Annotated in this window: 27 protein-coding genes; 8 read left to right on the top strand and 19 right to left on the bottom strand. The window is 66.5% G+C overall.

Annotated features, from left to right (window positions below):
• Positions 1-28: 28 nt before the first annotated feature.
• From kynB to KIH07_RS22135, 6 genes are all read right to left on the bottom strand, one after another.
• Positions 29-691, bottom strand: coding sequence for an arylformamidase (gene kynB / locus KIH07_RS22160; protein ID WP_226494029.1), 663 nt, complete (start codon positions 689-691; stop codon positions 29-31).
• 114 nt (positions 692-805) lie between these two features.
• Positions 806-1,723, bottom strand: coding sequence for a class I SAM-dependent methyltransferase (locus KIH07_RS22155; RefSeq protein WP_226494028.1), 918 nt, complete (start codon positions 1,721-1,723; stop codon positions 806-808).
• Between the two features lie 2 nt (positions 1,724-1,725).
• The gene (locus KIH07_RS22150) at positions 1,726-2,046 is read right to left on the bottom strand and encodes a YkgJ family cysteine cluster protein (RefSeq protein WP_226494027.1); all 321 of its coding nucleotides are present in this window, start codon (positions 2,044-2,046) and stop codon (positions 1,726-1,728) included.
• 4 nt (positions 2,047-2,050) lie between these two features.
• A complete protein-coding gene (locus KIH07_RS22145; protein WP_226494026.1) occupies positions 2,051-2,362 on the bottom strand; it encodes a YkgJ family cysteine cluster protein in 312 nt (103 codons plus the stop codon).
• 8 nt (positions 2,363-2,370) lie between these two features.
• Positions 2,371-3,318 carry an ornithine carbamoyltransferase gene (gene argF / locus KIH07_RS22140; protein WP_226494025.1) on the bottom strand — a complete coding sequence of 316 codons (948 nt, stop codon included), beginning with the start codon at positions 3,316-3,318 and terminating at the stop codon, positions 2,371-2,373.
• Positions 3,315-4,520, bottom strand: a complete 1,206-nt coding sequence (locus KIH07_RS22135; protein WP_226494024.1) for an aspartate aminotransferase family protein — start codon at positions 4,518-4,520, stop codon at positions 3,315-3,317. The genes argF and KIH07_RS22135 overlap by 4 nt, the downstream gene beginning before the upstream one ends.
• A gap of 281 nt (positions 4,521-4,801) precedes the next feature.
• On the opposite strand from KIH07_RS22135, the gene KIH07_RS22130 reads away from it, so the two are divergent.
• The gene (locus KIH07_RS22130) at positions 4,802-5,128 is read left to right on the top strand and encodes a DUF3579 domain-containing protein (protein ID WP_068174010.1); all 327 of its coding nucleotides are present in this window, start codon (positions 4,802-4,804) and stop codon (positions 5,126-5,128) included.
• A 30-nt stretch (positions 5,129-5,158) separates the two neighbouring features.
• On the opposite strand, the gene KIH07_RS22125 is transcribed toward KIH07_RS22130, so the two are convergent.
• Complete coding sequence (locus KIH07_RS22125; RefSeq protein ID WP_413465784.1) at positions 5,159-6,346, bottom strand: MFS transporter; 1,188 nt, start codon at positions 6,344-6,346, stop codon at positions 5,159-5,161.
• A gap of 281 nt (positions 6,347-6,627) precedes the next feature.
• Here KIH07_RS22125 and KIH07_RS22120 point away from each other — a divergent pair, with 281 nt between their 5' ends.
• Positions 6,628-7,443, top strand: coding sequence for a TIGR00266 family protein (locus KIH07_RS22120; RefSeq protein WP_226494023.1), 816 nt, complete (start codon positions 6,628-6,630; stop codon positions 7,441-7,443).
• Positions 7,436-7,921 carry an AAC(3)-I family aminoglycoside N-acetyltransferase gene (locus KIH07_RS22115; RefSeq protein ID WP_226494022.1) on the top strand — a complete coding sequence of 162 codons (486 nt, stop codon included), beginning with the start codon at positions 7,436-7,438 and terminating at the stop codon, positions 7,919-7,921. Before KIH07_RS22120 ends, KIH07_RS22115 begins: the two co-directional genes overlap by 8 nt.
• 121 nt (positions 7,922-8,042) lie before the next feature.
• Here KIH07_RS22115 and rpsT read toward each other — a convergent pair whose 3' ends face one another.
• Positions 8,043-8,342 (bottom strand): 30S ribosomal protein S20, encoded by a 300-nt coding sequence (gene rpsT / locus KIH07_RS22110; RefSeq protein ID WP_226494021.1) that lies wholly within the window; start codon positions 8,340-8,342, stop codon positions 8,043-8,045.
• A gap of 120 nt (positions 8,343-8,462) precedes the next feature.
• Here rpsT and murJ point away from each other — a divergent pair, with 120 nt between their 5' ends.
• The 5 genes from murJ to KIH07_RS22085 all read left to right on the top strand — a co-directional run bounded on the left by murJ (position 8,463) and on the right by KIH07_RS22085 (position 13,162).
• Positions 8,463-10,028: a murein biosynthesis integral membrane protein MurJ gene (murJ, locus tag KIH07_RS22105; RefSeq protein ID WP_226494792.1), complete on the top strand. Its 1,566-nt coding sequence runs from the start codon at positions 8,463-8,465 to the stop codon at positions 10,026-10,028.
• A gap of 41 nt (positions 10,029-10,069) precedes the next feature.
• Positions 10,070-10,927 carry a SirB1 family protein gene (locus KIH07_RS22100; RefSeq protein ID WP_226494020.1) on the top strand — a complete coding sequence of 286 codons (858 nt, stop codon included), beginning with the start codon at positions 10,070-10,072 and terminating at the stop codon, positions 10,925-10,927.
• Between the two features lie 176 nt (positions 10,928-11,103).
• On the top strand, positions 11,104-11,499 hold the full coding sequence (locus KIH07_RS22095) for a PA2779 family protein (protein ID WP_226494019.1): 396 nt from the start codon (positions 11,104-11,106) through the stop codon (positions 11,497-11,499).
• Between the two features lie 56 nt (positions 11,500-11,555).
• On the top strand, positions 11,556-12,458 hold the full coding sequence (locus KIH07_RS22090) for a PA2778 family cysteine peptidase (protein WP_226494018.1): 903 nt from the start codon (positions 11,556-11,558) through the stop codon (positions 12,456-12,458).
• A 71-nt stretch (positions 12,459-12,529) separates the two neighbouring features.
• Positions 12,530-13,162 carry an NAD-dependent dehydratase gene (locus KIH07_RS22085; protein ID WP_226494017.1) on the top strand — a complete coding sequence of 211 codons (633 nt, stop codon included), beginning with the start codon at positions 12,530-12,532 and terminating at the stop codon, positions 13,160-13,162.
• Positions 13,163-13,165: 3 nt separating this feature from the next.
• Here KIH07_RS22085 and KIH07_RS22080 read toward each other — a convergent pair whose 3' ends face one another.
• From KIH07_RS22080 to purM, 11 genes are all read right to left on the bottom strand, one after another.
• On the bottom strand, positions 13,166-14,149 hold the full coding sequence (locus KIH07_RS22080) for a GlxA family transcriptional regulator (protein WP_226494016.1): 984 nt from the start codon (positions 14,147-14,149) through the stop codon (positions 13,166-13,168).
• A gap of 97 nt (positions 14,150-14,246) precedes the next feature.
• Positions 14,247-14,801: a cysteine hydrolase family protein gene (locus tag KIH07_RS22075; protein ID WP_226494015.1), complete on the bottom strand. Its 555-nt coding sequence runs from the start codon at positions 14,799-14,801 to the stop codon at positions 14,247-14,249.
• Between the two features lie 154 nt (positions 14,802-14,955).
• Positions 14,956-16,647, bottom strand: coding sequence for a hypothetical protein (locus KIH07_RS22070; RefSeq protein WP_226494014.1), 1,692 nt, complete (start codon positions 16,645-16,647; stop codon positions 14,956-14,958).
• A gap of 3 nt (positions 16,648-16,650) precedes the next feature.
• Positions 16,651-17,382, bottom strand: coding sequence for a hypothetical protein (locus KIH07_RS22065; RefSeq protein ID WP_226494013.1), 732 nt, complete (start codon positions 17,380-17,382; stop codon positions 16,651-16,653).
• 56 nt (positions 17,383-17,438) lie between these two features.
• Positions 17,439-17,978 carry a hypothetical protein gene (locus KIH07_RS22060; protein ID WP_226494012.1) on the bottom strand — a complete coding sequence of 180 codons (540 nt, stop codon included), beginning with the start codon at positions 17,976-17,978 and terminating at the stop codon, positions 17,439-17,441.
• 6 nt (positions 17,979-17,984) lie between these two features.
• Positions 17,985-18,737 (bottom strand): hypothetical protein, encoded by a 753-nt coding sequence (locus KIH07_RS22055; protein WP_226494011.1) that lies wholly within the window; start codon positions 18,735-18,737, stop codon positions 17,985-17,987.
• 3 nt (positions 18,738-18,740) lie between these two features.
• Positions 18,741-19,094 (bottom strand): hypothetical protein, encoded by a 354-nt coding sequence (locus tag KIH07_RS22050; RefSeq protein ID WP_226494010.1) that lies wholly within the window; start codon positions 19,092-19,094, stop codon positions 18,741-18,743.
• 76 nt (positions 19,095-19,170) lie between these two features.
• Entirely contained in the window at positions 19,171-20,874 is a 1,704-nt protein-coding gene (locus KIH07_RS22045; RefSeq protein ID WP_226494009.1) for a phospholipase effector Tle1 domain-containing protein, read from the bottom strand.
• Positions 20,871-21,482, bottom strand: coding sequence for a hypothetical protein (locus KIH07_RS22040; RefSeq protein ID WP_226494008.1), 612 nt, complete (start codon positions 21,480-21,482; stop codon positions 20,871-20,873). The genes KIH07_RS22045 and KIH07_RS22040 overlap by 4 nt, the downstream gene beginning before the upstream one ends.
• Positions 21,483-21,495: 13 nt before the next feature.
• Positions 21,496-23,262, bottom strand: a complete 1,767-nt coding sequence (locus KIH07_RS22035) for a type IV secretion system protein (protein WP_226494007.1) — start codon at positions 23,260-23,262, stop codon at positions 21,496-21,498.
• A 312-nt stretch (positions 23,263-23,574) separates the two neighbouring features.
• Complete coding sequence (purM, locus tag KIH07_RS22030) at positions 23,575-24,612, bottom strand: phosphoribosylformylglycinamidine cyclo-ligase (protein ID WP_226494006.1); 1,038 nt, start codon at positions 24,610-24,612, stop codon at positions 23,575-23,577.
• Positions 24,613-24,689 lie beyond the last annotated feature (77 nt).

Here is a 24,689-nt window from a genome sequence, read left to right as displayed (position 1 = left end):
GGGGTGACGCCGCAGGCGGCGCGGGGGGTTATTCGAGACTTCGGAGGATGGCGCGCACCGGGCTGGCGTCGGCCGTGGTGAGCTTCAGGGGCAGGGCGATCAGCTCGTAGTCGCCCTCGGGCACGTCGTCGAGCAGCAGGTTTTCCAGCACACGCAGGCCGCGCCGGCGGATCACCTGGTGGCTGTCGAGCGTCTTGCTGTCGGCGGGGTCGATGCTGGCGCTGTCGATGCCGATGAGCTTCACGCCGAGGTCGGCGAGTTGTTCCACGGTGTCCGGCGCAAAGGCGGGCAGGGCGTCGTCAAACCGGTCCTGGGGCTGGTGCTGGTAGACGCGCACCAGCACGCGAGGGGGCAGGGCGTCCAGGCTCCATGCCCCGCCGCTGGGCGGCTTGCCCAGCGCATGCGCGATGTGTTCGGGCCGCACCAGCGGGCCGCAGCCGATGGCGTGTACCACGCGGCAGGGGCCGAGAAAGGCGTCGAGGTCCACCGCGCCAATGGCCGCGCCCGCTGCGTCGTAGTGCAGCGGCGCGTCGGCGTGCGCGCCCACGTGGGGCGAGAGCGTGATGGCGCTCACGTTGACCGGGCAACCCGGCTCGATGCTCGCCACCCACTGCTGCGTGTAGGCCGTGTCGCCCGGAAAAACCGGTGCACCCGCATGGATCGGAGGGGAAATGTCCCAGAGCTTTTTCATGGTGCGATGAAGGTAGCACCGGAGAAAAAGCCATGGTGTCGGTAATTTCCAACGCTACCGAAATTATTTTAGGTCTAAACCATATGGCCCGGAGCGCGGCAGGGGTGTTCCTTTTCAGGGGAGGTCCGGCGCGCGGTATACCAGCACCTTGAGCGCGCGTTCGGGCGACGCGTCGGCGAAGCTCGTCGGGTTGGGCAGGCGTTGCTCGAACACGAGTTCGGGTGCGGCCTCGCGCATCTGGTCCTGCAAAAAACCGGTGTCCAGCTCGGGCGCGTTGAGGCACAGCAACACCCGGCCGCCCGGGCGCAGCAGGTCCGGCAGGCGGCGCATGAGGCGCAGGTAGTCTTTGGTCGCGACGAAGCTGCCTTTCTGATAGCTGGGCGGATCGACGATGACCAGGTGGTAGGGCCCTGAGCGTGTGAGCTTGCCCCAGGTCTTGAAGATGTCGTGGGCCAGGAAGCTGGCACCGGCCTGCAGCCCGTTGAGCGCGTGGTTCTGTTGTCCGAGCGCGATGGCGCCCGCGCTCATGTCCACGTTCACCACCTGCTTCGCGCCACCCTGCAGCGCTGCCACCGAGAAGGCGCAGGTGTAGGCAAAGAGGTTGAGCACCTTGGCGCCCGCCGCGTGTTCGCGCACCCACTGGCGGCCATCGGCCATGTCGAGGAACAGGCCGTGGTTCTGCCCTTTGAGCACGTGCACCAGGTAGCGCGTACCGCGCTCGGTCACCACGTGCGGCTCGGGCACGCTGCCGGTCATCAGCCGGGTGTCGCTGCGACCCTCGTGCCGGCTCTGGAACACCCAGTTCAGTGGCTGGTCGGGTGCGAGCTGCTCGTGGCGCGCGGCGAGTGCGGCCGACACCGTGGCCAGTTCGTCGTCGCTGGCTTCGCCAAATCGGGTCAACACCCACACCGGCGGGTAGGCGTCCAGCGTCCAGGCTTCACAGCCCGGGTGCAGACCACCCCGGCCGTGGAAGAGGCGTTGGGCATCGGTGGGCATGGCCATCGTGGCGATGGTGTCGAGCAGGGCTTGCATATTCAGTGTTCCGGCCGTTCATCCAGCGGCGGCAGGCCATGGCGCTGGCGTGCCTTGTTGCAGGCGTAGGAACCTTCCTGCAGTTCGGTGCAGGGTCGGGGGCGCAGTGCGTAGATGGTGCAGCCCACCGCGGTGCCCACGCTGCCCGACAGCGCCACGCAGCGGATCGGCACCTCGCCGGTACCCCGCATGCGGCAGGTGCTGCCGTTGACGGTTTCGGTCAGGGTCACAGGCACCGCGCCGCCCATGTCGTCCAGCTCGTACACCGAAAACTGGACGCGATAGGCGGCGCAACACGCGCCGCAGGTCTGGCACTGGGACATGGGTTCAGCGCGCGGGCAAGGGGGGCAGGCCGTGGCGGCGGCGCGCCTGGCCGCAGGCATCGCTGCCCTCTTCAAATTCGCGGCAGGGGTTGGGCCGCCACTCGTAGATGCCGCAAGTGGCTCTTTCGCCGACCTTGCCGGAGAGCGCCGCACAGCGCGGGCGGCCATGGTCGGTGCCGCGCAGGCGGGCGATGCTGTCGGTCACCGGCACCCACAGCCCGTCGGGCACGCTGCCCCCTTCGGACTGGGTTTCATGCACCGAGAAGTCCACGCGGAAGCTGGCGCAGCAGGCGCCGCAAGCGGTGCAGGCGCTCACAGGCCGATTCAGCCCAGGCGGCCCAGCAGCAGGTACTCCATCAGCGCCTTCTGCACATGCATGCGGTTCTCGGCCTCGTCCCACACCACCGATTGCGGGCCGTCGATCACCTCGGCGCTCACCTCTTCACCGCGGTGCGCCGGCAGGCAGTGCATGAAGAGCGCGTCGGGTTTGGCCACGGCCATCATGGCCTCGTCCACACACCACTGCGCGAACGCGGCGCGGCGCACCTCGTTTTCGGCCTCGTAGCCCATGCTGGTCCAGACATCGGTGGTCACCAGATCGGCGCCGGTGCAGGCTTCCTTCGGGTCCTTGAACACCTTGTAGCAGGCGGGGTTGGAGACGCCGGCGAGCTTCGGGTCGACTTCGTAGCCGCTGGGTGTGCTCACGTGCACGGTAAAGCCCAGCAGCTCGGCCGCCTGCAGCCAGGTGTTGGCCATGTTGTTGCCGTCGCCCACCCAGGCCACGACCTTGCCCTTGATGGCATCCAGCGGGTTGCCGCTGGCGGCCGGGCGGTACTCGACCATCGTGAACAGGTCGGCCAGGATCTGGCAGGGGTGGAACTCGTTGGTCAGGCCGTTGATGACCGGCACGCGCGAGTGCGCCGCGAAGCGCTCCAGCTTGCTCTGCTCAAAGGTGCGGATCATCACCAGGTCCACCATGCGGCTGATCACCTTGGCGCTGTCCTCGATCGGCTCGGCGCGGCCGAGCTGGCTGTCGCCCGTGGTCAGGTGCACCACCGAGCCGCCGAGCTGGTACATGCCGGCCTCGAAGCTCACACGCGTGCGGGTGCTGGCCTTCTCGAAGATCATGGCCAGGGTGCGGTCCGGGTCGGCGAACGGCTGGTGCTTTTCGACGGCCTTGAACTTGGCCTTGATGAACGCGGCGCGCGTGAGCAGGTAGGCGTACTCGTCGGCGCTCAGGTCCTTGAACTGGAGGTAGTGGCGGAGGTTCATGGGTTTTCCGTCAGGAAGGTGGTGATGATCGGCAACAGGATGGCGGCGACTTCGTCGGCCTCGGCGGTGGTCATGATCAGCGGCGGCACCAGGCGGATCACGCTGTCGGCCGTGACCGAGAGCAGCAGGCCGGCGTCGGCCGCGCGCTGGGTGATCACGCCGCAGGGCTTGTTCAGCTCCACGCCGATCATCAGGCCCTGGCCCCGGATCTCTTTCAGCCCCGGGTTGCCGGCCAGGCCTTTTTCCAGCGCGCTGCGCAGGTGCGCGCCCACGGTGGCCGCGTTCTCCAGCAGGCCGTCTTCTTCCATGATGCGGATGGTCTCGACCCCGGCGCGCATGGCCAGCGGGTTGCCGCCGAAGGTGGTGCCGTGGTTGCCCGGTTGGAAAATGTTCGCGGCCTTGGGGCCGGCCACCACCGCGCCGATCGGCACGCCCGAGCCCAGGCCCTTGGCCAGCGGCATCACGTCGGGTTTGATGCCGGCCCACTGGTGGGCGAACCACTTGCCGGTGCGGCCCATGCCGCACTGCACCTCGTCGATCATCAGCAGCCAGTCCTGCGCGTCGCACAGCGCGCGCACCTCCTGGAGGTACTGCGCGCGCATCGGGTTCACGCCGCCTTCGCCCTGGATGGTTTCAAAAAACACCGCCACCACGTTGGGGTTGCCCACGGTGGCCTTTTTCAGGGCGTCGATGTCGTTGAGCGGCACGCGGATGAAGCCTTCGACCAGCGGGCCGAAGCCGGCCTGCACCTTGGGGTTGCCGGTGGCGCTCAGCGTGGCGATGCTGCGGCCGTGGAAGGCTTTTTCATAGACCACGATCTCCGGGCGTTCGATGCCCTTGTCGTGGCCGTACTTGCGTGCCAGCTTCAGCGCGGCCTCGTTGGCCTCCAGGCCGGTGCTGCAGAAGAACACGTTGGTCATGCCCGAACGTTCCACCAGCATCTGGGCCAGGACCTCCTGGTTGGGCACGTGGTAGTAGTTGCTGGAGTGGATCAGCTTGGCCACCTGGTCCTGCAGCGCGGGCACCAGTTTGGGGTGGGCGTGGCCCAGGGTGTTGACGGCGATGCCGGCCAGCGCGTCCAGGTACTCCTTGCCGTTCACGTCCCAGACGCGGCAGCCTCGTCCGTGTGACATGGCGATCGGCAGGCGGCCGTAGGTGTTCATCACATGGGGCGAGGTGGCGGCGGGCGCAGCGGCATTCATGCGGGGGACTCCGGTTGGGGGACAGACCAAAAGAAAGCGGCTCAACGAAGGTTGAGCCGTTGAAAAGCGATTTTAGGGGCAGCAGCGGGCATCATCATTGCTTGTTGGGCATCGCTGTCATGCCGCCGGGCCGGTGCCCCACCCACTGGCCCGGGGCCGGGTAATCCCTGACTTCAAGTCTTATATAAGATAGAATACCTGCCAGCCATCCCGGCCAGCGATCCTCGGCCTGGCGGTGGCCATGCCTCCCTTCCAGGGCCCTCCATCCGAAGGCTTCCCCGATGGTTTCTCCGACTGCCAAACAAGTGTTCATCCAGGGCGTCACCCAGAGTGGCCGCACCTTTCGCCCCAGCGACTGGGCCGAACGTCTGGCCGGCGTGATGAGCCAGTTCCGCCCGGGTGGCGGCGTGGTCCGGCAGGGCAGCCACATCGCCTATTCGCCCTGGTGCGTGCCCACGGTGATGAACGGGGTGAAAGTCGTCATCGTCCACACCGACCTGCGCGAAGCCGAGCCCATGGCCTGGGACTTCGTCATGCACTTCGCGCGCGACAACGACCTGCAGGTGGTGGAAGGCTGTCTGCTGCCAGACCGGCCCGCCAAGCCCTGAAACCCTGGAAAAACGGCCGATCTCAGCCGCTCAGGCCTGACCGCTGGCCGACGTGGCCACCCGCTCCGGCCCCTTGTGACCCGCCACCGGATGCGCTCGCGCATCGGCCCGTGCCCAGGCAAACACGCCCAGCCCGGCCAGCGCCAGCAGCGCACCCACCCAGCCGGTCGAGGTCCAACCCAGGCCCGCACTGATGGCCACCCCGCCCAGCCAGGCGCCCAGCGCGTTGGCGACGTTGAAGGCCGAGTGGTTGAGCGCGGCGGCCAGCACCTGGGCCTCGCCCGCCACGTCCATCAGCCGGATCTGCAGGGCCGGGCCGACGGCCACCACGGTGCCGATCAGGAAGATGTTGATCGAACCCGCCACCACGTGCTGGGCGGTGAAGGTGAACGCCACCAGCACCACGACGGACCAGGCCAGCATGCCCCCCACCGTGGGCATGAGCGCGCGGTCGGCCAGGCGCGAACCCAGCACGTTGCCCACCACCATGCCCAGGCCAAAGAGCGCCAGCACCACCGGCACACCGGACAGCGGCAGGCCGGCCATTTCGATCATGGTGGGCTTGACGTAGCTGAACACCGCGAACAGGCCACCAAAGCCGATGGCGCCAATGCCCAGCGTCAGCCAGACCTGTTTGTTGCGCAGCGCGCCCAGCTCGCCCAGCGGGCTGGACCCCGGCGGCGCGGCCATGGCGGGCACCTCACGGTGGATCATGCCGGCGGCCAGCAGCGCGATGGCGCCCACCAGCACGAATGCCGCACGCCAGCCGAAGTGCTGCCCCAGCCAGGCCGCCAGCGGCACGCCCAGCAGGGTGGCCAGCGTGAGCCCGGTCATCACCAGGCCCACCGCGCGCGCCCGCTGGCCCGCCGGCGCCAGCGCGGCCGCCACCAGCGCCGCCACGCCGAAATAGGTGCCGTGCGGCATGCCCGCCAGGAAACGCAGCAAGTTGAGCGAGAGGTAGCCCGGCGCCAGTGCGCTGGCGAAGTTGCCCAGGGCGAACACCGCCATCAGCGCCACCAGCAGGGCCCGGCGCCCCCAGCTGGCGGCCAGCACGGCCAGCACCGGCGCGCCGATCACCACGCCCAGCGCGTAGGCGCTGATGACGTGGCCCGCCTGCGGAATGGTGACGCCGATGTCCCGGGCCACCTCGGGCAGCAGGCCCATGATGACGAACTCCCCCGTGCCGATGGCAAAACTGCCGATGCCCAGGGCCAGCATGGCCCGGCCCGGGTGGGCCGCGGTGGGGGTTGTGAGGGACGTTGGCGCGAAACCTGGGGTGGGGGCGTGGGACACGTGAGCGGAGGAGTGAATGGGTGCGGCCCGCTGGACGGGATTCGGGCTGCGAACCGGCGATCGTGGCATGGCCGGCGTTTGGGCGTGCGAGAGCTTGGTAGAAACCCTGCATCGTGGGGCGGCGCCTGGGGGCTTTGGATATAGTGACGCGGCGTTTTTGTAACAACCGCTTTCCCCAACCCCATTTGAATCTGGAGCTGAACCCCATGGCCATGGACCAAGTTGACTATTTCCTGCACGGCGACGACATGCAGTTCGTCGAAATCGAGCTGGACCCCGGCGAGGCGGCCATCGGCGAGGCGGGCAGCATGATGTACATGGAGGACGGCATCCGGATGGACACCGTCTTCGGCGACGGCTCGGCCGGCTCGGGTGCCGGGGGCCTGTTCGGCAAGCTGCTGGGTGCCGGCAAACGCCTGATCACGGGCGAATCGCTGTTCACCACGGTCTACACCAACGACGGCCAGGGCAAGAAGAAGGTGGCGTTTGCCGCGCCCTACACCGGCAAGATCATTCCGTTTGACCTGAGCCAGCATGGCGGCACCATGATCTGCCAGCGCGACGCCTTCCTGTGCGCGGCCAAGGGCGTGTCGCTGGGCATTGCGTTCCAGCGCAAGCTGGGCACCGGCTTTTTCGGCGGCGAGGGCTTCATCATGCAGAAGCTTGAAGGCGACGGCCTGGCCTTTGTCCACTCCGGGGGCACGGTGCTGGAGCGGCGGTTGCAGCCGGGCGAGGTGCTGCGCGTGGACACCGGCTGCGTGGTGGCCTACACGCCGGGGGTGGACTTCGACATCCAGTTCGTGGGCGGCGTGAAGACGGCGCTGTTTGGTGGCGAGGGCCTGTTCTTCGCCACCTTGCGCGGCCCGGGCACGGTGTGGATACAGTCGCTGCCGTTCGCCCGCCTGGCCTCGCGCATCTTTGCCGCCGCGCCCATGACCAAGGGCGGTGGCGGTTCCGGCGGCGAGCAGGGGGGCTTTTTCACCGGCGGTCTGCTGGGCAGTCTCACCGGCGGCGATGACTGACCGAGGCATCCGGCGCGATCTGTCCGTGTTCCGCCTGGGGCGCGACGACGTCGGCACCCTGCACGCGCTGCTGGACCTGTTCAGCCAGGCCTTTGACGACCCCGACAGCTACAGCGCCGCACGCCCCGAGCGGGACTATCTGGAGCGGCTGCTGGGCAAGACCACCTTCGTGGCCCTGGTGGCCGAGGACGACGAAGGCCAGGTGGTGGGTGGGCTGGTGGCCTACGAGCTGGAAAAGTTCGAGCAGGCCCGCAGCGAGATCTACATCTACGACCTGGCGGTGGACGCCGTGCACCGGCGCCAGGGCATCGCCACGCGGCTGATCGAACACCTCCAGGGCATCGCGGCGGCCTGTGGGGCCTGGGTGATCTTTGTGCAGGCCGACCCGCCCGACGAACCGGCCGTGGCGCTCTACGCAAAGCTGGGGCGGCGCGAGGACGTGCTGCACTTTGACCTGCCGGTGCCGCTTCGCCCATGAAAAAACCGCCGGATCTTGCGACACGGCGGTTCTTTGCATTTTTGCTGGCAGCGCACCGGTTTCAAACGGCAGACCCCGAGGGGTCCGGGCTGGTGGCCTGACGGGTCAGGCCGGGTGGGTGTCAGGCGGCGGCGAGAGCCAGGGCCTTGACTTTGCTGGACAGGCGGCTCTTGTCGCGAGCGGCCTTGTTCTTGTGGAAGATGCCCTTGTCAGCAACGATGTCCACCACTTGTTGCATCTTGGCGAACAGTTCGGTCGCCTTGGTCTTGTCGCCGGCCAGAACGGCTTTTTCAACGTTCTTGACGGCGGTGCGGTATTTGGAGCGCAGCGAGGTGTTCGCGGCGTTGATCTTGACGTCCTGGCGGACGCGTTTGCGGCCAGAGGCCAGACGGGGGTTCTTTTTCTTCGGCTTGGTTGCCATGGTGAATTTCCTTCAGATGTTTGGGGATGATGCCAGCAAAGCCCGCGATTTTAGCACGCCGGCCCGCGCTGTGAAGCCTCCCGGGATGGCCGACCCCGGGGCGTGGTTACACTGAGCGCCGTGTCCCTCTTCAAGTCCGCCTCCCTCGTTTCGCTGCTGACCCTGCTGTCCCGCATCACCGGCTTGGTGCGCGAACTGCTCATGGCGGCCACCTTCGGCGCCAGCGCGCTCACCGACGCGTTCAACGTCGCCTTTCGTATCCCCAATCTGCTGCGCCGCCTGTTTGCCGAAGGCGCATTCAGCCAGGCGTTTGTGCCGGTGCTCGCCGGCGCGCGCGAAGCGGAGGGCGAAGACGCCACCCGCCAACTGGTGAACCAGATCGCCACCGTGCTGGCCTGGGCGCTCACGCTCACCTGTGTGCTGGGCGTGGCCGGTGCGCCGGTGCTGGTCTGGGCCATGGCCAGTGGCCTCAAGCAGAGCCCCGACGGTTTCGAGGCCGCCGTCTTCATGACGCGCTGGATGTTCCCCTACATCGCCTTCATGTCGTTCGTGGCGCTCTCGGCCGGCATCCTGAACACCTGGAGGCGGTTTGCCGTGCCCGCGGCCACGCCGGTGCTGCTCAACGTGGCCATGATCGCCGCCGCCTACTGGGGGGCGCCCTGGTTCGGCCGCCTCGGCCTGCCGCCGATCTACGCGATGGCCGGCGGGGTGCTGTTGGGCGGGGCCTTGCAACTCGGGGTCCAGATCCCCGCGCTGCGCCGCCTGGGCATGCTGCCGCACGTTCGCCTGCGCTGGTCGTCCCTGCGCGTCGCCTGGAACCACCCCGGCACGCGGCGCGTCACCACGCTGATGCTGCCGGCCCTGCTGGGGGTCAGCGTGGCGCAGATCTCGCTGCTGATCAACACCCAGATCGCCTCGCACCTGGTCACCGGCAGCGTGAGCTGGCTCACCTACGCCGACCGTCTGATGGAGTTCCCCACCGCCATGCTGGGTGTGGCGCTGGGGGTGGTGTTGCTGCCGCAGCTGGCCGCGGCCCGGGCCGCCAACGACACCCAGCGCTACAGCAACCTGCTCGACTGGGGCCTGCGCCTGGTGGTGCTGCTGGCCGTGCCCTGCGCGGTTGCGCTGCTCACCTTTTCCCGGCCGCTGGTGGCGGTGCTCTACCACTACGGCGCCTTTACCGACGCGGACGTGCGGCAGACCTCGCTGGCCCTGATGGGCTACGGCGCCGGCCTGCTCGGGTTGATCGCCATCAAGGTGCTGGCGCCCGGGTTTTATGCCCGCCAGGACATCCGCACGCCGGTGAAGATCGCCATCGTCGTGCTGCTGCTCACGCAGGGCATGAACCTGCTGTTCGTGCCTTATCTGAAGCATGCCGGGCTGGCGTTGGCGATCGGCCTGGGCGCCATGGTCAATGCCCTGTGGCTGCTGATCGGGCTGATGCGCCGCGGTGCCTACACGCCCACGCCCGGCTGGGCGCGTTTCGGGCTGCAGGTGGTGGCGGCCAGCGCCCTGCTGGCGGTGTTCCTGATGTGGAGCGCCGAACAGGTCAAATGGCTGGCGTTTGATGGCCATGCCCTGCAAAGGGTGGGCCTGCTGGCGCTGTGCATCGGGGGGGCGGTGGTGGTGTATTTTCTGACCCTGATGCTGGCCGGTTTGCAGTTGCGCCAATTCGTCAGAAAATAGCTTTCATTGCGGCACCTTGGCGCTTTCAGGCGGTGACTTTCATGCCCTTCGTCTTCGACTTCTCCACACCCACTCCGCTGGGTTATTTCGCCGCTCTGGTGGGGGACGACGACAACCTGCCGCTGCTGGAGGCCGCCACCTCCCTGGCCCAGGACGAATACCCCGACCTGGACGTGCAGGAGGTGCTGGGCGATGTTGACCAGCTGCTCGCCCGCCTGCGCCGGCGCTGCGGCAACGACACCGATCCCCTGCAGCGGCTGCGCGCGCTCAACCAGTTCTTCTTTCGCGACATGGGGTTTGGCGGCAACGTGAACAACTACTACGACCCCGACAACAGCTACCTCAACGCGGTGCTGCGCACGCGCCGCGGCATCCCCATCTCGCTGGCGGTGCTGTGGCTCGAACTGGCCCAGGGCCTGGGGCTCAAGGCGCGTGGCGTCAACTTCCCCGGGCACTTCATGGTCAAGGTCAACCTGCCCAACGGGCAGGTGGTGATCGACCCGTTCACCGGCCAATCGCTCAGCCGCGAGGACCTCTCCGAACGGCTCGAACCGTACAAGCGCCGCAATGGCTTGGTGGACGATTTCGACGTGCCGGTGGGCCTGTACCTGCAGGCGTCGCCGTCGCGCGAGATCCTGGCGCGCATGCTGCGCAACCTCAAGGAAATCCACCGCACGCAGGAAGACTGGCTGCGCCTGATCGCGGTGCAGGACCGCCTGCTGGTGCTGCTGCCCGAGGCCTGGGTCGAGTACCGCGACCGCGGGCTGGCCTGGGCCGAAATGGGCGACGCGCGGCTCGCGGTGAGCGATCTGGAAATCTACATCCTGCACACCGAAGACGCGCTCGACCGCGACGCCATGGACCAGCGGCTGCAGGAACTCAAACGCGCGTTGAACTGAGCCTCCTTGCGCTGTCGCGGGTCAGCCCTGCCCGCGCGTGAGCGAGTGTGAGCAGATGCCCTGGCGTGTTTCGCGGTGTAAGTCATGTTGACTACAGCCGATGCGTTGAACACCATGCGGATTCCCGCAATACCTGAGCCGTTTTCTGGCCGGGTGCCGTTCACGGAGGTGTTCACATGTTCAAAAAAATCTTTCACCGCATGCTGGTCGCCGTCCTGATGCCCTGCATCGCCCTGGGCGGCATGCCCCTGTCGGCCCAGGCCGCCATCGTCACCACCGAGCAGGCCATGGTGACGCCCGCCGGTGATGCCAGCCGCGAACGCGTCACCGCCTTTCTCGCGCGCGACGAAGTGCGCGCCGCGCTGCAGGCCCAGGGGGCCAGCGCCGACGACGCCATCGCCCGCGTGAAGGCCATGTCGGATGCCGAAGTGGCCCAGCTGGCCGACCGGGTGGACCAGGCGCCGGCCGGCGGCGACGTGCTGGGCGTGCTGTTCGCCGTCTTCGTGATTCTGCTGGTGACCGACATCCTGGGCTTCACCCAGGTGTTCCCGTTCACCCGCCCGATCCAGTGAGCGGTCCGTCGAGTCGCCGCAGAACCCCCGCCCTGGCGGGGGTTCTGCTTTGCGCGGTGTTGCTGTTCACCGGCTGCGCCGCGCCACCCCAGCTCGCGGCCCTGCAGGGCGGGTGGCCCACAGCCTGGCCCGATCGGGTGCGGCTGACCACGGTGCCTTTTTTCGCGCAGGACGATCACCTGTGTGGGCCCGCCTCGCTCGCCATGGTGGCGCAGGCGGCCGGTCGCCCGGTGACGCCCGACGAGCTGACCCCGCAGGTCTACCTGCCCGGGCGCCAGGGCGCGCTGCAGGTGGAAATGCTGGCGGCGGCGCGTCGCCAGGGCCTGGTGGCCTATGTGCTGGCGCCCGAGCTGTCGGCGCTGATCGAGGAGGTGGCCGCAGGCCATCCCGTGCTGGTGCTGCAGAACCTCTCGTTGCCGATGGCCCCGCTGTGGCATTACGCCGTGGTGGTGGGTTTCGACCTGCAACAGCAGACGCTGATCCTGCACTCGGGCACCACGGCGAACACGGTCGTGCCCCTGGCCACGTTCGAGCGCACCTGGGCCCGCTCGGACCACTGGGCCGTGCGCGTGACGCCGCCGGCACAACTCCCAGCCACCGCGCGGGCCGACGCCTGGGCCACGGCCGTCGCAGCGCTCGAACGCGTCGACGCCGCGGCCGCCTACACCGGGTGGCACACCGCGCTGCAGCAGTGGCCCGAGCATCGCATCAGCATGCTCGGCCTGGGCAATGCGGCCTACGCCACCGGCCAGCGCGAACGCGCCGAACAGGCCTACGACGCTGCCACGCGCACGCACCCGGACTTCGCCGACGCCTGGAACAACCTGGCCCAGGTCCGGCTGGAGCTGGGCCGGCCGCAGGCCGCGCACGAGGCGGTTTCCCGCGCGGTGGCGCTGGGTGGCCCGCGTCGGGCCGACTACCTGGCCCTGCAACACACCATCGAACAGAGATTGAAGTGAAGTATTTTGTGCGGGGCATTGCAGCTCCGAATCGGCTCGACAATGGGCGTTTCGAGATCGCAGGAACACCCATGACAACCGTGATGCTGGTCGGGGCCACCGGCCTGGTGGGGCAGGCCGTGTTGCAGCAGGCCCTGGCCGACCCTGCCGTGGCCCGGGTGGTCGCACCGACCCGCAAGTCGCTGGTGCCGCACCCCAAGCTGCTCAATCCGCTGGTGGACTTCGAGCGCCTGCCCGAAGACGCCGCATGGTGGGCGGTCGACGCCGTGGTCTGCACCCTGGGCACCACCATCGCCAAGGCCGGTTCGCAGGCCGCGTTCTACAAGGTGGACCACGACCACCCGCTGGAGGTGGCCTACCTCGCGCGGCGCCACGGCGCGCGGGCCTTTGCCTTCAACTCGGCCCTGGGCGCGGACGCGGCCTCGCGCGTGTTCTATGCCCGCACCAAGGGCGAGACCGAGCGCGATCTGCAGGCCGTGGGCTACCCCTCGCTCACGCTGGTGCGCCCGGGCCTGATCGGGGGTGTGCGGCTGGAGAGCCGGCCGGCCGAACAGCTCGCGGTGCGCCTCTCGCAGTGGGTGCAGCCCTTGCTGCCGCGGCGTTACCGCGTGGTCCCCGCGCAGCGCATCGCGCACCACCTGCTGCAGGCCGCGCTGGCCGCCACGCCGGGGGTGCATGTGCTGCCGTCGGAGGTGCTGCTGTAGTCGTCAGTGCCCGCGGTGCGCCGGTGAGCCCGCCTTGCCGAGCTGGTGCCAGGTGCGGCGCAGCTGGGTGTCGGAGCTGAAGCCGGCGAGTTCGGCCGCCAGCGTGACGCTGTGGCCCGATCGCAGCGCGGCGTCGGCCAGATCAAGCCGGATGCTGCGCAGGTAGGCCAGCGGGGCAATGCCCGCGTGGGTGATGAACAGGCGCGCGAGGTGGCGCGGCGAGGTGCAGGCCACGTCCGCCATGTGCTGCAGCGACCAGTCGGCCTGCGGCCGCTGGCCGATGGCGTCCTGCACCCGGTGGATGGCCGGATGCAGGTGGGCGCGAAATCGCAGGAAGGGCGAGAGTTCGGGGTCGTTGGGCCCGCGCCGCAGCGCCACCACCATGGTCTGCGCGACCTGGGCCGCCAGGGCCGGCCCGCACAGGTCGGCGATGCGGTGCAGGAACAGGTCGATGCCGGTGGTCACGCCCGCGCTGCTGCACACCGCTCCATCGACCACGAACACCCGGTTCGACACCGTCTCGCAGCGGGGCGCCACGGCGTGCAATTCGTCCAGGTGCTCGTGGTGGGTGGTGGCCCGATGCCCGTCCAGCAGCCCGGCGTGCGCGGCCAGCAGGGCGCCCGCGCACACGGTGAGCAGCTCCAGCCGGTCCGGCGCCAGCTCGAGGTCGCGCAGCCAGCGGATGAGCTGGCGTGCGCTGTCGCTGTCCACATCGACGGTTCGCCCCGGTTGTCCCACCAGCACCACCCAGGCCGGCTCGGGCAGGCCGGGCGGCAAGGGTCCGATCTGGCTGATCGTGGCGCCCACCGAGCTGCTCGTCTGGCTCTCGGGCCCGATGAACCGCAGCTCGAACGCATCGGGCTTGCCGGCCGCGCGCAGGCACTGGTTGGCGATGCGCAGCGCCTCGGCGGGGCCGGCCCAGTCGAGGATGAGGCTGTCCGGCATGAGCACGAACGCCACCTGGATGGGCTCTGGGCCTTGGGTCATGCGCGGGTCCACCGGGGCGCCATCTGCCGGGCCGTGCGCCCGGCGAGCGCCATGCTGGCCAGGTCTGGCGCTGCGAACCTGTCGAGGGCGGGGGCGTTCATGCCGGTTCCAGCGCTTGCGCGGGCGTGCACAGGCGCGCAAAGCGGTCTTTCAGCACCGTGGCCGTGCGGGCCGTGATGTCGGCTGCATTCAGTGGCGTGCCGTCGGGTTGCACCATGTCAAAGGTCAGCGTGGCATCGGTCACGAAGTCCACCGTGTAACCCAGATCGGAGGCGTGCCGGGTGGTGGTTTCGCAGCACTGTTCGGTGCGGATGCCGCTGACGATCAGGCGCTGGATGGCATTGCGGTTCAGCCACACCTCCAGCCCGGTGCCCACCAGCGCGCTGTGGCGCGACTTGTGGAAGGTCGCCGCGGCCTCGAACGGGGCCAAGCCATCCAGCGGGCGCACGGCGCCGGATTCCAGCGAAAAGGGGTTCTGCGGAACTTGCGGGCCTTCCACGTGGAAGATGCGCACGATGGGCATGCCCGCGGCTTGTGCGCCGGTGATCAGCGCGTTCTGCGCGGCCAGGTAGGCGGGCAGATCCCGTTCGGTGAAGGAGGGGCGGTGGCGGAAGGACTCTTGCACGTCGATGACCAGCAGGGCGGTTTTCATGGGGGGCTCCGTCGGGGTTGTTGAAGCCTTGATCATGCCGATGGCCGGCGCTGGCGTCTGCTCGCGGCCAGACAAGAACCGATCATTTCAGGACATGGGCATTGTCCATCAGTTGGCCATGATGATCGCCATACGGCGGAATTTTCCGGACACTTCAGGCCATGGCCCTGGAAGCGCTGGGGGAGGTGGCCGGATGCGCTGCGAGCTGCAGCGAGGACGGCGCCACATCCCCTGCATGGACCTGCGCACGGATCTGTGCTGCCTCGCTGAAATGCGCCCAGGCGCTCTGGTGCAGGGCCGGCGCAACCGCCATCTCGCTGAGCTGCTGGCTCTGGTGCATCACCGCCAGACGCTGGCCGTCCCGGCTCAGGTAAAACTGCTCGGGCGCCCCCATATGGCCGTGGCGGGTGCAGTGCGTCACCGCCGCGGCACAGACCTGGCCCACCTGCGTGGTGCTCAGGCCCAAGCGCTGCAGGGCGTCCCCGGTCTGGCGATACGCCATCAGGAATTGCGCTTGCTGCTCGGGTCGCAGGCTTTGCGCCGCACCGGTGCCTTGCGCCTCGTCGGCCCGGGCGACGCGCGTCGTGCCGGTGGTTTCTGGCTCGGGAGCCTGTTCGCGCATGGCCACCGTTTCGGTCTTGATGGGCTTGCCCTCGGCGTCGAACTCGGTGACCCGGGCCGGCTGGGCACGGCGACCGTTCATCTCGATCAGCGAACGTTGGCCGTTCCTGTCGTGGTGGTGGATCTCGATGTCACCCGAACGCGGATTCACCGCGATGTGCTCCTGACTGCCATCTTCGTGCCGGACGTGAAACCGGTCGAACGGCGACACGTCGTCGCTGACGGCCACGCAACTGGCTTTGATCACCGGGGATTCGCCGAGCCTGGCAAACAGCTTGCGCGCTTCGGGCGGCACACGGGCGAAGTCGGCATGGCCTTCGGGAATGCGGTAGCGGCCCTGGGCATCGACCGACAGGCCTTGTTGGGCATCAAACAGCGCCTGGTTGGCGTGGTCCTGGCCCATGACCGCGCCCGCCACCAGCGTGCCCGAGCCACTGAGCATGAGCGCGGTTTTGAGCACGGTCGGCAGAGACGAGCCCGGCAGTTGGGTCGGGCCCGGGCCGACGTGGCCGCTGAGGTACCGGTTGTTCATCACGCCGTCGAAGGTGTAGGTCGCGATGTCGTTGGGGGTGCGCACGTCGTGCACCTGCCGGCCGGCGGCCTTGTAGCGCTCCAGCGCCGCATCGAAGCCGCCCACATCCTTGAAGTAGTCGCCGTGCACGGTGTCGCGCGCGATGGGCAGGCTGTTGTAGGCGTAGGCGTCGAGCTTGTTCTTCAGCGCAAAGCTCTGCGCCATGCCACCGCCCAAGCTGTGGCCGGTGGCGGCGAAACGGTAGTCTTTGAACCGTTCGTCGTTTTTGAGGGCTTCATAGGCAGCCTGTGCCTTGGCCTCAATCTTGGCGAACTCGCTGGCACCGGCGTTGCCCAGGTCGGATTTCCAGTTGCTCCAGGCGTCCGAGCCTTTGAAATCGAAGGTGATTTCGTGGGTCTTGCGGTTAATGGAGACCTTGAACTGGTTCTCCAGTTCGCCCTCGGCGTTGTGCTGGGTGTTCCAGCCTTCCTGGGTCAGTTGGCCGCTGGCGTCGTATTGGGCGGTGGGCCAGTCAGGAGGCAGATCTCTGCCGGGAGTCGCATAGGACCAGGGTTCCGGGTATTCAACGATTTTTCTGGCCTCTTCCACGTTCTGGTGCGGGTACGCCCAGAACGACAAGGCCATGGCCACTCGCGCGTCCAGGCGGTTGAGAGGCTTGTGGCTTGGACCGGTGGGTTGTGCGCTGGTGTCCATCGCTCACCCTCTTTGGTAGAGGGTGTCCAGCCACTCGTTTTGTGGTCGGTCGCATTTGTCGTCGATGTCTTCCCAGCGCTTCTGGCGTTCGGCGTCCTTGAGCAGCGTTCGCGTTCCGTCGGGGTTGTAGCGGTAATAGCCGTCCCGAAACTCAGGCCAAACATAGTAGGCGATGGAGTAATAACGAACCCGGGGACGTGCCTCGCCGAGCACTGGCCCGCCGATCACCAGTCGGCGGGCGTAACACTGTTTCTGCAACAGGGGCAGCAACTCTGCCAAACCGGCTTCCCAGGCGAGCAGGTTCCCGCTTGGCCCATGGGAGGTATCCAACGCTCCGGGTTTGGGATCGCCGCCGGCCTTCTGCAGCGCCAGCAGAATCTTCGCGTCCATCGAACCCCTGGCCGCGGCCTTCTCGAACAGTTCCGTGATCGCCTGGGGATCGCTCACGTCCTTGATCCAGCCGTCCGAGTTGCCCAGCGCGTAGAAATAGTCGCCCAACGGGTCGCCCTTGTCCTGCAGCGTCTGAATGTGTTGCCTCAGGACCGCCATGCCGCCCTTGAGGGCCTTGTCGTTGCCGGACTTCTCCAGTTCCGTGGCGATATGGGCCGGCGCCATGCAGCCGCCGAGCAGCAGGCTGGCGCAGAGCGACAAGGCCACCGCGGTTGCGCGCGGCCGGGATGCGCGCTTTCGCGGTGTGGCCAGGCCCTGGCCGTTCTTTCGGTGCATATCGTTCATCGTCCATCTCATCCTGGGCATGCGATGCGCTGTCCATCGCGTAAAAAAACCAGCGCTCAAGGCGCCAAAACCCGTACCTGAAACGTCTGCCCCGTCGGATGCTGCGCGCTGGGGGTGGACGCCAGCCCATACACGGTCAGTCGCTGGCCGTTGGCACAGAGGGGCTCGGTGATGCCAGGACGGAACTGCCCCGACATGCGGTGCAAGCTCCTTTCGCCGTGCTCGCGCTGGACGGCCAACCACCATTCGCCCGAGGCGGGGCGGGCGGTCAGCCCCACCCAGAAATCCAGATCGCTCTTCATTTCCGGCGTCAGATAGGCGGTGATCGCGTCGGGGCTGGTCCCCGCCGGGAGCAGGCAGAACACCTGATGCTTGTTGCCCAGGGTGGCAGAGCCATTCCCCTTCTTGATCATGTAGGCCCATTGAAGCGGCATCAGGCTGTCTGGCCACCAGTGCCACAGCCGAAAGGTGATGAAAGCGCAGGCCAGTGCCGCGACCCCCAGGCAAAGGCGAATCCACCACGTTCGCACCGTTTTCCAGGAAGGCCAGCGCCGCCATGCCGTCCCCAGCCACCGCTGCAATGTTTCAGCCAGCATCGCCGTTCAACTGGGCTTGTAGAGCACCGAGGGCGGCGGGAAGAACGGCAGCGGTTTGCTCACGATCGCCTTGCCCGACTTGTCGAACCTGGCGCCCCGGCTGAGCATGCCGCGCTGGGCCTCGGCCTGCTGCACCTCGTACAGCTTCTCGCGGTAGCGGTAGCCTTCCATCACCAGGCGAATCTGGTCGGTGTCGGCCTGCATCAGCGCCTGCAGGCTCTGCAGCTCGAAGTGGTAGCGCTGCATGACGCCGGAGGCGATTTCGTCGCCCGTGACGGTGCGTGATTTCTCGACCAAGTTCCCGATTTGTTTGCGCTTGTCGTAGAGGTTGCGCAGTGCTTGCTGGGTTGATTTGAGGGTTTGAATCCGCAAATTGCGCAGGCCCACGCAGGCTTTGTACATGTTGGGGTTGGTCTGCTCTTCTCCGCAGTCTTCCGCGCTGCCAATGTATTTGGCTTTCTCTTCGGGCGTCAGGTCAGTCAGGTCTTCAAACTTGGTGTCCAGGCCCTTGATCACCGCCTTGTTGGCTCCTTCGCCCAAGGTCAGGTCCTGAGGCTTGTCGGTGGCGGTGCTTAATTCGCTTTTGTAGGTTTTGTCGAGTGTGGTGTGATCGGTATCTAGTTTTTTAATGTTATTGATCTTGATGAGCTCCTTTGTGGCTTTTTCAACTTCGGTGAAGACCTTTTCGTCATAGACAGCCCATTGGGCTGATGCATTTGTGCAGCATATTAGAAGTGCTGTAAAGGCTGATATTTTCATTATTTATTCTCCTAGATCTAACGATCGGTCCAGCTGAGTTGAGCCTGAAAACCACCTGACTCTATTGGCGCCAGCCACCATCTGATCGTTGGTTGCAAAGGTCACAATAAGTTGTTGGTTGCCTTCGGTCCAACTAACTCCGTTTTCATCGTCTTCATGTCTTCCAACAATAGCCCTAACCTCATCCTTGGTCATTCGGTACTGAATCTTGTCAAAAGCCGCCCGCAGATTGATGGTGGATGTTTCGTTGCCGTCACCACCGCCTCCACCGCAGGCAGCCAGAGAAAGGGCGGTGAATCCACCCAGGGCGGTCAATGCAAAGTGTCGACGGTTGAGGTTGATGGTTTTGAATGTCATGGAAAACTCCCTTGCGTGAAAAAGTGATGGATAACAGAGTGGCGGGTTTCGCACCCCGGGCCCGAATTCGCTCCCCTCACGCACGAACCAGTGCGGAGGGTTCTTGCTGCATGGAAGAATCGGCCATTCGGGTGGGCGGATCGACCTCATTCCGGGACAATGCGTTTGCCTCGCGCCAGTGCGCTTGTTCGCTTTGGCCCAGGGCCTGCGCGACGCTGAACTCGCGCAGCGGTGCCAAGTCCTGGCGCATGGCGATGGTGTTGCCGTCCTTGCTGAGGTAGAAGTCCTGCGCCTCACCCTGAGCGGCGTACCGGGTTTGCTCCTTGGCCGCCGCAGCCGACAGGGTGTCGATCTGTTGTTCATTCATGCCCAGTTGCGCCAGCCGGGGGCCAAGCTGGTCTTTGAAGTGCTGGGCCTGGCTGTGTTGTTCGGCGCTGGGGCCCTGGCGCGCTGGTGCCGCCTGCACTTTGATGGGGTCCAGGCGCTGGTCCAGTGAGTCGCGCAGTGCCGTGCCGCTGCCCGCTGGCAGGCGTTTGTCCATCAGCAGCTGGCCTGGGCCGTCGCGGCGCATCAGCACCATGTCCACCCGGTCGTTCTGCGTGCCGGGTGGGTCGCGCTCGATCACCACGGCGCGCAGCGGTACGCCCTTGTCTGATGTGTAGTCCTTGCGCCAGACCGCGCCCTGCGCGCCGTTGAAGCGGCTCCAGCCGTCGGCCCTCTGGCGCTCCGGATGGGCCGAAGGGTCCAGCTGGCGCGGGGCATCGAGCCCTTTGCGCGGGTCGTGGGTGACGGGGTAGTCGGCGTTTCGCGCCGCCGCCTCGGCGATCACGCTGGCTTTGGGGAGCAGCGTGCGCATGGCCGGGTGGTGGCTGATCTGGATGGCTTCGTCGGTTTTGGGGATGTCGCGCTCGTGGTAGACGGTGGCGCTGCCGTCGTGGCGTTTGGCGGCGGGCACGTCGCTGATGGGCACCCCGGTTTTCCTGAACCACTCGGTGGAGGCTTCGAGCACGTGGGCGCCGATGCCCCGGTCGTAGCCACCGCCGATGTTGCAGTGGTTGCCGGTGATGTCAACCGTGTTCACGCCGGGGTGGCCGCCGTGGTCCACGCCCTTGAACCAGGTGCGGTATTCGTTCTGGGCGCGCACGACGGTGACGTTTTTCGAGGCCGGCGAGAACGCCGTGTTGCCCTCGTAACCTGTGGTCACCGGGTCGAGGACCATGGCCCCGGCCAGACCCAGTTGCCCCGGCGGTACCAGCATCTTGCCGGTATTTGGATCGCTCAGGCCACGTTCATAGAGCAACTGGCTGAACACCGCCGCTGTGCCTCCGCCCCGGCTGAAGCCGGTGGCCATGACTTGCAGGGATTCGGTAGGATTGGCTTGGGGGTGGCCGCGCAGCCATATGGTGGCTTGATCTTGAAACTTGTCGTAAGCCTTTTGCGCAGTGTCCTGCATGTCTGCGGTAGGTCTCAGGACGTCGTGGTAGCCCTTGGCACCCGGATCGGTGCCGACGCCAGGGTAATACACCGTGCGGAAGTTCGGATTCCCCTTTTCGTTTGGCTTCATCTGCTCATACAACTCCGCCACGTTGGTGGGCTGCGGGTTGCCCGAGAGCGCCAGGTTGTCCTTGTCGTTGTTGGTGCCGTCAAAGTGCGCCACGAACACGAATTGTTCGCCGTTGCCAAGCGCCAGTTTGGGCGCCGCACTCTGAGCGATGCCCTGCGCCTGGGCAGACATCCGGGCGAGCTCGGCCTCGTTGAGCTGCTTGACGACCTCGGTCATGGTTTGCCCCGCTCAGCGGCTTCGCGCGCCGCTCTCGCGCTGGGCCAGCCTCCCCGGACTTTGGGTGGGGCGTTGTCCGGGTAGAGGGTCTTGACGTCCAGGTACTCCAGCCCATCCGGCCCATTGGCGGGCTTGTCGGCCGGTCGGTGATTGCGTTTGGTATCCCAATCCCGGTCCGGGATCAGATACACATACAGCTGGTTGTTGTCGATCAGGAAGTAGATATCCTGCTTGTGCATCTCCTTGGGCGATGGCAACCGGCTTCGGAGGTCCACCCGGTCTTCGTAAACCTTCTGCGTGTTTTTGTCGCGCCATTTGACGTACAGGGAATCCCCCAGGAGGATTTTTCCGGCGCCGTTGAAACACTCGCCCCGGCGGGCTTGCCCCGTCTGCACTTCGTGGGCCGTGTGCGTCCCCAGGGTTTCTCCATACAGGCAATCGAGCAATTCGATGTCCGGGCTGTCGACCGCCGGGTTGTATGAGAAGCCATGAAAAACAATGCGGTCTTCGCTGCAGGCGTTTTGTGTGCTCATGAGCACTCCCAGAAAACAGGCGACAAGCCAGGGCCGAAAAAAGGGCTTTTTGAAACCGGGCATCTTGGGGTGCATTGAAACCATCCTTTCAATCGTTGGGCGGGTTCTGTGGACCGTGGGCCGTTCCGCGGCCGGAGGGCCTGTTGCCGAAGGGGAATGCAACGTGCTCTCGCAATCCTTGCGTGCGGGGCGGGTTGTTGGCACGTGAGTGATTCAACAGGTCCTGTGTGGCCATCTGCCCGCTGCGCTGGCCATACTCTTTGATGATCTTGGCGTCGGAAACCGTGTGCCGGGCATCGGCGGTTTCTCCCGCGCCGGGGGGGCTGTTCGATGCGTTCTCTGCGTGGCTGCCGGAAAGCCTGGGGGTATCCGGGTTGGCCGCCGTGGCCTGGCCTGTGTTGCCGACTCCGGTCGCCGAAGGGTTCGCATGGCTGCCCATGGCGCCAGCGGGAAGCCTGGCGGTTCCCGGGCTGCTGTGACCGTTGGCATATTCAGGGGACAGCTGGCCTCGTGTGCCACTGGTCGAGATAGCGGGCAATGTGGCCGCCTCGGTGCCACCGTTTCGGTTCGACCCGTTCGCGTGGTTGAGGAGTTGGCGGGTCATGGTGCCCGAGAAACTGTGGTCGGACTCGCTGGCGTGGTTCTGGTTGCCGGAGGTCGCTGCCGCCCCCTGGTGGCCCAGTGCGGCGGGGCTGTAGCCGGGTTGTTGGCCCGCTCCCGCTCCCGCGTAGCCGCCGCCCAGGCCCGCGCGTGGCATGCCCATGGCCCCGGTGAGGTTGGAGGCGTAGCCCATGGACGCATTGAAGAGCTGCATGATCAGCGGGGGGGTGGCCACGATGAGCAGGGCGAAGAGGGCACCCATGCCCGCGAGGTTGGTGGCCGCGCCGCCCAGGTCCACCCGGGCGGCGGTGCCCAGTGTGAGGTTGCCCGTGAGGAAGCGGATGGCGACTTCCGCGATGGTCCCCAGCGTTCCCCCCGCATCGGCCGCGCTGTTGAGCACGGAGGACAAGGCGATCATGAGCCCGTAGCTGACGGTCGATGACATGGCGATCGTGGACACGATGGACAGGAAAGCCAGCGCGAGAAACGTCGAGAACAGAAACTTGAGCCAACCCCAGAACAGCGATGTGGTGCCTTTGAACAGCAGGAAAAACAGGAACAGGGGCGCGAGCATCAGGGCAAAACAGATCGCGATCTGCGAGAGCATCACCAGCATGGACGTCAGGATGGCCGGACCCGTCTGCCCCAGCGCGCCGGCGAACACCGTGAACGAACCGCGCCGGCTGCTCTGGTCGGCCACCGAATTGGTCACGTCTTCCACCACCATGTTCATGAACTGCCCGATGGCCAGGTTCATGTCGATGAGGCGGTCCACCGTGAGGCTCGAACCCGTGACGATCTGGGTGATCGACCGTTCCAGCCCCAGAACCGTGTGGATCACGGTGTCGGTGTTTTTGGTCAGGGCCGAAATGAGCGACATCACCAGGACGATCTTGGCCCCGCGCAACAGCAGCTGGACGATGGGTTCGCGCTGGCTTCCGGTCATGATCCGCAGGCCGGCCAGCAGCACCCAGACGGTGACGAAGGCGACGGACGCGGCCATGATCACCTTGGCCAGGTTGTTCACCACGAAGAACATCCACTTGTCCAGGATGGCGTCGTAGAGGATGAACTTCTTCAGATTGCAGAAGAAGGTGGCGTCCTGCAGGGCGTTCACATAGCGCTCGGGCAGGATGGCCGTGAGAGCGTCCGACACCACCGAATTGATGGCGAAGTTGGTGAAGTAGTCGTCGCCCAGATTGAATGGGCTGCAGGTCGGGGGCGATGACAGGAACCCCAGATCGGACGATGGCATGTATGTTTCCCTGAGCGTTTTTGTTGGATTGACCGAATCGCCTTGGTTGGCATTTTTGTTTTAAACCAAGGCCAATTAAGTCCCAATTCTGATTCTAATAATAAATCTTTAGATGTATTTTTCTTGTTCTGTTGACATGCCCTCGCACGCTGTCAACCGTGGGGTGCGCGCGCCGAATGTAGATCGAAAGCGTGCATGCGGCCGAGCCGGCCCCTGTCAGACCTGACAGCGCTGGAAACAGAGGCGGGGATTGGGGCCCGGAAACGGCGAAGGCCCGTTGCCGGGCCTTCCTGAATGCAAAGCGGAGGGGCTTCAGTTGACCGTGACGGCCGCGCCCTCGCCCTTGGCGGCGATCACGCCGATCTGATACACCGTCTCACCCAGCTCGCGCAGCGTGGCCGCGCAGGCGGCGGCTTCCTCGGCGGCGATCACCACCACCATGCCGATGCCGTTGTTGAAGGTGCGGTTCATCTCGATGTCGTCGATGCCGGCGGTTTTTTGCAGCCAGGCGAACAGCTCGGTCTGCGGCCAGCTGCCCTTCTTCAGGTGGGCGGCCGTGCCCTCGGGCAGCACGCGGGGGATGTTCTCCAGCAGGCCGCCGCCAGTGATGTGGGCCAGCGCCTTCACCGGGTGTTTGGCCAGCGTGGCCAGCACGTTTTTCACGTACAGACGGGTGGGGGCCATGATGGCCTGTTTGAAGGGCTGGCCGTCCAGCGTGGCGGGCAGCTCGCTGCCGGCGCGTTCGATGCACTTGCGCACCAGCGAGAAACCGTTGGAATGCACGCCGTGCGAGGCCAGGCCCAGCACCACGTCGCCGGGCTTCACGTTCTGGCCGGTGAGGATCTTGCTTTTCTCGACCGCGCCGACGCAGAAGCCGGCCAGGTCGTATTCGCCGGCCGGGTACATGCCGGGCATTTCCGCGGTTTCGCCGCCGATCAGCGCGCAGCCCGAGAGTTCGCAGCCCTTGGCGATGCCGCCGACCACGGCCGCGGCGGTGTCCACGTCGAGCTTGCCGCAGGCGAAGTAGTCCAGGAAGAACAGCGGCTCGGCGCCCTGCACCAGCACGTCGTTCACGCTCATGCCCACCAGGTCGATGCCCACCGTGTCGTGCATGTTCCATTCGAAGGCCAGCTTGAGCTTGGTGCCCACGCCATCGGTGCCGGAGACCAGCACCGGCTCCTGGTAGCGCTTGGGCACTTCGAACAGCGCGCCGAAGCCGCCGATGCCGGCGAGCACGCCTTCGCGCATGGTCTTCTTCGCCAGGGGTTTGATGCGTTCAACGAGCGCGTCGCCCGCGTCGATGTCAACGCCGGCGTCTTTGTAGGAGAGGGGGGTGGTGCTGGAGGTCATGGGGTGCGGGTGCCGGCGGTGAGGCCGGGGGTGTCGTGTGAGCGGTCGGATCGGGCGGTGGGCGCCCCGCCAGATGG

This window comes from Hydrogenophaga taeniospiralis (assembly GCF_020510445.1).
Lineage (GTDB): Bacteria > Pseudomonadota > Gammaproteobacteria > Burkholderiales > Burkholderiaceae_C > Hydrogenophaga.
This window is presented reverse-complemented; position numbering and strand designations above follow the sequence as displayed.